We start from the raw sequence: 7,948 nt of genomic DNA on the forward strand, positions 1-7,948 counted from the left end.
ATAAATTCTGGTTTTTTTTAATAATAGGGGAACTGGTATAGTTATTTACGAAACGATGTACTGGTTGTGTCGCTGTCAGGCGACATATGGTTTGGAAAAGGAAAGACATGGATCATATTATAATTGAAAAAGTGATCAATAACAATATTATCTCGGCATATGAGAAATCCGGTGCAGAAGTAATTGTGATGGGACGTGGAATCGGTTTTAAAAAGAAACAGGGAGAAGTGGTTCCTGCTGACCAGATTAGTAAAATCTTTCGCATTAAAAGCCGGACACTGACGGAACAGTTCAAGGAGCTGCTGGCCAATATGCCGTTGGAACGAGTGAGGATTTCAGACGAGATCATCTCTCATGCAAAGGATCATCTGAAATTAAAACTGAATCAGAGCATTTATGTGACGCTGACGGATCATATTAATTTTGCAATTGAAAGAGTGAGTCAGGGAATTGAACCCCAGAATGCATTATTGTGGGAGATTAAGCGCTTTTATTATCTTAGAAGGTATTGGCGGAAAAGAAAACGTTGCATCTATTGATAACTGCATTACAAGACTCCGTCTGGAAATCAAAGATTACACAGCTGTTGATGAAAAGAAAATCAAATCAGCCGGTGTTGCCGGTGTAATCAGACCTGGTAAAAATTCTGTTCAGGTTGTAATCGGCACGAAAGTTCAGTTCGTAGCTGATGAGTTTAAAAAGCTCTGTAAATAATATAGCAGATAAAAATCCCTTTTTACAAAAAAGACCGCATTCATTGCGGTCTTTTTTGTACTCAATAGAGAAGTAATCTGTGATTTTATGCTTTTGATCAAACTGATTGTTATATTCCAGAATGTGATATTCATTTACCAGCTTCTGAAATTTTTCTGGTAAATTGTTCTGGGAATACCAGATACCCTCTGTATCACATACAGCACCGATCCCGATGATCGGCAGCTCGTCCTTCAGATCCAGCAGGAAACGATTATAGGGAGTGAGCTTTACTCCGGCCAGGGAGAGCACGTAGCTTCCCAGGTAATTAGAACTCATGTCCTGCTCCACTGTTTCTGAGGGATAATTGGTCCAGATCACATAGGGGGTGGTGTAAGTTTTCTGGGTGCCGTCCAGGCTGAGCTCGGAGCGCTTTTTTCCCAGCACGCTGGCTGTAAATCCATTCTCGATCTTTGGCCAGTGATCACCGAACATAATGATCATGGTAGGCTCGTCCACCTTTTCAAAATAGGACAGAAGCTTCTGGAAAGCTCTGTCAGATTCTCTGGCAAGAGACAGATAAGTCTCTGCGAGTGGATATTCACGGTTATAGTGAAGCTTCACATCCGGTTGATAACCATTCAGAGTCTCAGTACCATAGCCTCCATGATTCTGCATGGTCACACAGAAGGTAAAAAGCTTTTCGCCGGACTGCTTACGCTCAAACAGCTTGATCAGCTTATCATAGGTGGTTTCATCGCTGGCAAAATTCCGGATTTTGTCAAAGCTGTCATTCCCCCAGTTCTCTGTGCTTATGAACTGGTCAAAATCCATATCCGCATATACATTTGTACGGTTCCAGTTGGAAGCATTGTTGGGATGCACGGCTATGGTAGTGTAGCCCTGGGCTTTCAGGATCTGGGCCATACCGGATTCCGGATCATGTACAAACAGCTGATAGGGAACACTTCCGGCAGGCAGAAAATACATACTGTTTCCTGTAAGAGCCTCATATTCTGTACGGGCAGTTCCCCCTCCAAAGGTAGGTACATGGAGTTGACCCTTCTTTACATTTCTGTTGAGACTGTGGAGAAAAGGAAGGATTTCACTGTCTGTCTTTACCTGGCCTATGCTTTCAAAGTCTGTCAGACTTTCATTCATGATCATAATAATATTCTGAGGAACTGTAACATTACTCTGGGTAGAATCTGAAACCTGTTCTCCGATCTCCTGTACTTTGCCGACAGAGTATCCGGCCGGTTTCTCAGGGTGTATGTAACGGACCTGACTGACAAGAGTGCACAGATATCCGTTGTTACGATAAGAACGGTTGGTATTCCAGAAGGAAACATTGGCTGCATTTACCACTGCATACAGGGAACCCAGGGCAAAAACAGCAAGCACGACCAGCTGGCTCAGAATATGAAGGCTTTTTTTCTGCAATCTGTGAGGAATACGAAGTCTCTGGAAATGCAGCTGGAGCATACTGAAATCTACGGTAAATAGCAGCGTGATCCCCAGATAGATGGGAATATCCAGTCTGTAATTTCCTGCTACATCAGCGGCAGTGCTCATTCCCATGGCATCCAGCAGAAGAAAGGCCTGTCCCCGGAACTCTGTTACATAATAATTCACCAGCACCAGAAGAACCATAAGGAGGCAGTAGACCATACAGGCAATGTTTATTTTCCTGATCAGCAGGATCAGAAGTACCAGGATGAAATAATAGATGACCAGGTTTCTCAGAAAATCTCCCACAGGCATATCAAAGACTGCGTATTTGATAATGCGAAGATAGGAGATGGAGGCAGTGGATTTTCGCTCTGCAAGCTGCACAATGATCTGCACCACTGCAAACATGGCCAGGGGAGTACCCAACAGCAACAGCAGTTCCAGCCATCTGCAGATACCGGTCCTGTGCAAAATGGTACTGAGGCGGTCTCCGGCTGTCAGCAGAATGAAAAAAATTACGCCTGCCAAAGCTGCCATAACCAGTTTTCTTTTTCCCAGGGAGAGAAAGGCACTGGGTCCGCCTTCTGTATAGACCATCAGGCCGGAAATAGCAAGGAAGAGAAGAAGATGAAAGACAGACAGAAGCTGCCTGCAAAGCGTCCCCCCTCTGTCAGTTGGTTTCTGTGAAACAGGAGCTTCATGAAGTTGTTTATGATTGTTATTTTCTTGGATATTTGTATTATTCTGCAATGTTATCACACTTTATCTGAATTGGTTGAATGAGTCAGGATCCAGGGTTAAGGGAACCTGATCTCATAAGGTCTGTGGGTTGCAGACAGTAAGAAACTGCCCGGAAACGGACAGTTTCTGATTGCTAGTATGGCTATTTTATATTATTTTGCTTTAATTTTCAATACCTTTGAATAAGAACTGTAAGCTTTGACATAGCTGTTGGTATCCTTTACATAACTGCGGATACGGAAGTAGTAGGTTTTTCCCTTTTTCAGGGATTTCAGGGTATAGCTTCCATTGGGATCTCCGGATACTTTCAGGCGTTTATAGGCACCCTTGGCACTGGTTTTGTACTCGATCACATATCTGGAATATCCATTTTTGTAGTTGGTAGGATAACCGGTCCATTTTAACTGGATTCTGCCTTTGGATAAAGCAGTAGCCTTCAGTACGGGGGTCTTTGGTGTAGCATAGCTGTCAGCAGTACTCAGGCTGGAGTTATAATATGGAGAATAATAATTTCCATCCTTTGTCTTTCGATAGGAACGGATGATCAGGTGATAACGGCGGCCGGCTTTCAAACCGGTTACCTTTACAGAGGTAGTACCCTTCTTTACCATGATCTTCTGGATAGTCTTGTTGTTATTGTTGCTGTCCTGGACATACAGGGCATATCCGTCATAGGTATCTGTGGCCTGGTTCCACTTGCAGGTCAGTGAGCCGGTAGTGCGCTTGGTAACCGTAAGTCCTGTTACAGCCTGAGGACTGTAGAGATTGTCAGCACTTACATGAACCTGGCCGATAACAGTTTTCTGATCATTCATATAATAGGAAACAACAGCCTCCCCGGAGTGTCCCTCTGAAGGATCAATGTAGAGACGGGAACCAACCAGTACACCCTTTTCCACATTTGTGATAAGCGCCGGATCCCAGCCGGCTTTTTCCAGGTCCAGATATCCGCCGTGCTGTATCTCCACATCGACATAAGAAGGATCCATGTCTACATGGCTTGGGGAAGTATTGCCAAGGCTGATAAACGGATTGGCAGCATCAGTTCCCAGATTTTTGGAATCCTTGATATAGAGTGTGTCAAGGGAAGTGCAGCCATTTATATTCAGGGAGCTTCCAAGGTTCTTTGTGAAATATGCATTCCGGATATCCAGGATCTTAAGCTTTGCACATTTGGAAAGATCCAGGGAACTGATGGTTGTGGAGTCTGTCTCCCCGTCATCACTGGCATAGCCCTGGATATTGAGCTGCTGAAGCTCTGGCAGACGGGAGAAATCAATGCCCTCCAGATCCTTGAAATATGTAATGCTGAGAGTATTCAGCTTGGGCATGCCATATAAGGCATTGATCAGAGCTGTGTGCTCAGGTCTGGCAGCATAATCATAGTCATAATCACATAACATGGAGTATTTTGTGATGTTGCAGTCTGACGGAAGCTTAATAGCACCTGTCAGACAGGAAACAGACAGTGTGTCCAGCTTATTGTTGGCAGACAGATCCAGGCCCAGACCGGAAGAGTAATCATATCCGTTGTCAACAGAAACCGTAAGGCTCTTCAGCTCCGGTAAGGATGAGAAATCCAGGGCTCTGGAGGGATTGGATTTCTCATAAACAAGGGAGAGTGTGAGATCCTCCACAGAGGTAAGATACTGGAACCCCTCCATATCAATCCCCTTCAGATCGGATTTGACAGTCTTAATCGCCTTGATCTCAGATGCCTGGAGAATTCCATCCTTATTCAGGTCTCTCTCAGGCTGGGAGAGATAGGTGCGAAACTGCTCATTTGGGAAATGGGTGGCATCAATAGGCACATCCTGGGCAGCGGGAGTCACAGCATCTGCAGCAGCAGAATCCTGGGCAAAATCAGAATCTGCAATCTCAGGGGCATCAAATTCTACAGTATCAGCATCTGCCGGAGCAGAAAAATCCTCAGCAGAAGCAACAGACGGGGCAGCGAACTCATCAGAAGCATAAGTACCGACAGAAGCCGAACAAACAAGAGCCGCAGCTGTCACAGTCATCAGAAATAACTTTCTCTTCATGAAAATATCCTCCTCTAATTCATAATGATGATGTCATTAGGAAAAGCCTTTTACCGGACACCAAATTGATAGTATTATAATAACACAATGATAAAGTATATTCAATAATAATTGGAAAATATATTAACATTGTGTTACAAGTATATAATAATTAGATTTGGAGAATGTAAAATTGGTTCTAACGGTAGGGAACTGTCCTCCAACGGACAGTTCCCTGACTGAAAAAAGGATGATACATTAGACACAGTATCTTTAAATAGTAATATTATTGGCTTCCGTAGCGTGCAGAAGCTTCTGCTTGTAAGTATTGTCGCTGTAAAGACGACGGGAATGATAGGAGATTTCTCCATCTTTGATTGTTACTACAATACTGCCGCGGTTGCTCGGTTCGGAATTTCCCCATTCCTGTTCGAAATTCTGATGAGTGCCGTAGACGCGGACAAATCCATGACCTGCAATGTTATTCAGAGCTTCATAACGCTGAATAGCACCTGTTCCACCATTGTCAGATCTTAACTGGATTACAGCACATTCCTTATTAGTTGGAACAATGGCGTCAATAAATTCCTGACAGCTTCCATGAGAAGATCCGTGGTGGCTCATCTGGATAATGTCATAATCACCTGCCAAGCGATACTTCAGAATCTTTTCTGATAATTCATAGATGTCAGCTGGAATCAGCAGCTTACGTCCCTGAAATTCGTATACAGTTACGATTGAGAATTTATCTACAGTGCCATCCCAACTGTTCGGATATACAGATGCACCTGCAGGAAGTTCTTTGTACTGAGTGCTTTCACCATTGGTATTATAAAAAGTAAAAGTACCTTCACCAATGTTGCAGACCTTGCGGATATCGGCAGTAGGATTTACGCCGAAGTAATAAAGCTTAATTCCTGAATAGAAATTTTTACGATAGTAAGCAATGTCATCTTCAATTACTTCAGGACGGGATTTTTTTCCGGAGTAATTCACCAGATTGTTATAATCGTCAGTGTTTAATTTGTTTTTCAGTTTTTCAGCTTTGGCACGGTTCATTGGAAGGATTACATTTTTAATTGTGATTCCGGCTTCTTTGTAGTTTCTAAGCAGGTAACGCAGATTGCCGAAATGATCTCCGTGGAAATGGGTGATCAGGATAAACTCCAGGGTGTTGATTTTCTGAGATTTCAGATAGTTGACAAGCAGTTTGCTGTCATAGTGTTCATCTGAGGCGTTCCCCGGATTATAAAATCCTACATCTACCATTCCATAAACGTAATTACCATCTTTGTAATCCTGGATAAGGATAGCATTGGAACCCAGATGCTTTTTTTCGGAAGAGGTATCTCCCATAGTTGCAAGAAAATGAATTTTTGCTAATTTTGTTGCCATAATTATTTCCTCCTTTGAAATTTGTTATTTTAATTGGCTACATCTGATAAAGAGTCTGATTTCTGATATTTGTAAACTAAAATCAAAAAATAAGTTTGAGGAATGTTGCACGGTCACAAATATCGGTTACGGTTAAATGCTGGGCTTTTTGAAATTTTCTTAATGCTGAGAGCAGACCCTCACCGAAAATGCCAGGATATTCAATACCTTGAGGATCATAATTATGAAGAAAAAGCAAAATTTCAGCAGCAGTTACCATATATTGGATTTCTCCGACTGTTATATAATGCGTTCCCAGTGCCTGACTGGTCATAGAACCAAATATTCCATCTACATGTAGATTGGCATTATAATCCAGGTTCAGCGCATTTTGCAGAATTTTGATACGTGTATTCTGAGTGACAGACTCTCTTTTCTTTGTAATGGGGAGGGAAATGCCCAAAATGTTTTCTTCAGAATAGCGAAGAATGCAGTCCCAGCCGTGTTTATAGAAATAATAATTCTGTATCATGATTTCCATGCCAGTCTGGTCTCCGGTTATTCCGCCGGAAACTTGCCCATTTTCATTGATACGTGCGGCAACGATTTGTCCGTTGCCAATATACATAATTGCATGATGCGTAAGATTTATGATAACGTCTCCCCGTTTTAAACCCTTTCCGGTATAGAGATTAATCTGAGCGGTGACATCTATAAAGCCGCAACTTTGAAATGCCTGTTTCATATTACCGGTGTAAGTGGCACCTTTGTCCCTGACAGGAACTCCGGCCTGTTGCCAGGCAGAAATGATCAGGGAAGAACAGTCATAATCTGGTCCCCAGCGCCATTGCTGATCATATCCATGAGATGAGCCCTGAGCAATGTTAATAGCCCAGGCAATTGCCTGTTCTGTTTTTGACATAGTATTTCCTCCATAGATATTTGCCTGAAAAAGCAAATCTGATATAATGTTTGAAGTTACAATTGGTTCTGTGCACAGTAACTGTCTGTTAACATTATTAAAAGAAGAAAATAACGGAAAATTGTAAACAGGGGAAAGAAAAAAAGTACTTTTTGACCATTCGAGGACAAAAAAGCACTTTTTAGGGAAAATTTGATGCATATAAGTACTACGGAGATAAAATCAGTCTATAAGCATATTCTTGTAGAGCTTGATTACTTCAAGAAGAAATTGTGTATGGCGTTCATTCATCTGATTCATGAGAAGAACTGTATCTTGAATTGCAGGAGACTGGATTTCATGGTTATGTGGGAGCAGATCATACAGGAAATAATCCAGTCCTACATGAAGAACTTCGGATAACTTCAGTAATGTTTCGATATTTGGAGCATATTTTCCATTTTCGATGCGGCTAATGGTACTGACAGACAATCCGCTTAATTCTTCCAATTGCTCCTGAGTAATATTCTGATTTACTCGGGCTTCAGCAATTCTTTTTCCAATTGAGTTTGTCATTTGTAAAAGTTCCTTTCTTTACTTGAGTGTAACAGATTAGAATAAATATGTATAAGGACATAAATGACATTCGACTTATCAAATATGACGTGTGACAAGGGGGAGACTGTCCGAAAACTCGGATAATCTAATCTGATGAGAAAAAGATTGATATGCTCTTGTGAGCGTTCAATATAAATTAAAATTGCAC

At 42.0% G+C, this 7,948-nt stretch carries 6 protein-coding genes and 1 pseudogene; 2 read left to right on the plus strand and 5 right to left on the minus strand.

The window, feature by feature from the left end; genetic code table 11:
• The first annotated feature begins 107 nt into the window (after positions 1-107).
• Entirely contained in the window at positions 108-539 is a 432-nt protein-coding gene (locus ACTNC6_RS01930; RefSeq protein WP_441043075.1) for a CAT RNA binding domain-containing protein, read from the plus strand.
• Positions 487-714 (plus strand): annotated as a pseudogene (locus ACTNC6_RS01935) (PTS transporter subunit EIIB); the annotation flags it as partial. The gene ACTNC6_RS01930 and the pseudogene ACTNC6_RS01935, both read left to right, overlap by 53 nt.
• Here ACTNC6_RS01935 and ACTNC6_RS01940 read toward each other — a convergent pair.
• From ACTNC6_RS01940 to ACTNC6_RS01960, 5 genes are all read right to left on the minus strand, one after another.
• Positions 607-2,895 (minus strand): LTA synthase family protein, encoded by a 2,289-nt coding sequence (locus ACTNC6_RS01940; protein ID WP_441043076.1) that lies wholly within the window; start codon positions 2,893-2,895, stop codon positions 607-609. The pseudogene ACTNC6_RS01935 and the gene ACTNC6_RS01940 overlap by 108 nt on opposite strands.
• 143 nt (positions 2,896-3,038) lie before the next feature.
• Positions 3,039-4,928, minus strand: coding sequence for a fibronectin type III domain-containing protein (locus ACTNC6_RS01945; RefSeq protein ID WP_441043078.1), 1,890 nt, complete (start codon positions 4,926-4,928; stop codon positions 3,039-3,041).
• A 252-nt stretch (positions 4,929-5,180) separates the two neighbouring features.
• Positions 5,181-6,302 carry a ComEC/Rec2 family competence protein gene (locus tag ACTNC6_RS01950; RefSeq protein ID WP_441043080.1) on the minus strand — a complete coding sequence of 374 codons (1,122 nt, stop codon included), beginning with the start codon at positions 6,300-6,302 and terminating at the stop codon, positions 5,181-5,183.
• Positions 6,303-6,384: 82 nt separating this feature from the next.
• Positions 6,385-7,203: a C40 family peptidase gene (locus ACTNC6_RS01955; protein ID WP_441032402.1), complete on the minus strand. Its 819-nt coding sequence runs from the start codon at positions 7,201-7,203 to the stop codon at positions 6,385-6,387.
• A gap of 222 nt (positions 7,204-7,425) precedes the next feature.
• Positions 7,426-7,758, minus strand: coding sequence for a helix-turn-helix domain-containing protein (locus ACTNC6_RS01960; protein ID WP_441032405.1), 333 nt, complete (start codon positions 7,756-7,758; stop codon positions 7,426-7,428).
• Positions 7,759-7,948: the final 190 nt, after the last annotated feature.

It is taken from the genome of Blautia sp. HCP3S3_C4 (genome assembly GCF_052064095.1).
Taxonomy (GTDB): Bacteria; Bacillota; Clostridia; order Lachnospirales; family Lachnospiraceae; genus Blautia_A.

Bases quoted from the DNA above. Each gene is read 5' to 3' on its own strand.
- ACTNC6_RS01960 (WP_441032405.1), bottom strand. From the start codon at position 7,758: ATGACAAACTCAATTGGAAAAAGAATTGCTGAAGCCCGAGTAAATCAG.
- ACTNC6_RS01955 (WP_441032402.1), bottom strand. From the start codon at position 7,203: ATGTCAAAAACAGAACAGGCAATTGCCTGGGCTATTAACATTGCTCAG.
- ACTNC6_RS01950 (WP_441043080.1), bottom strand. From the start codon at position 6,302: ATGGCAACAAAATTAGCAAAAATTCATTTTCTTGCAACTATGGGAGAT.
- ACTNC6_RS01945 (WP_441043078.1), bottom strand. From the start codon at position 4,928: ATGAAGAGAAAGTTATTTCTGATGACTGTGACAGCTGCGGCTCTTGTT.
- ACTNC6_RS01930 (WP_441043075.1), top strand. From the start codon at position 108: ATGGATCATATTATAATTGAAAAAGTGATCAATAACAATATTATCTCG.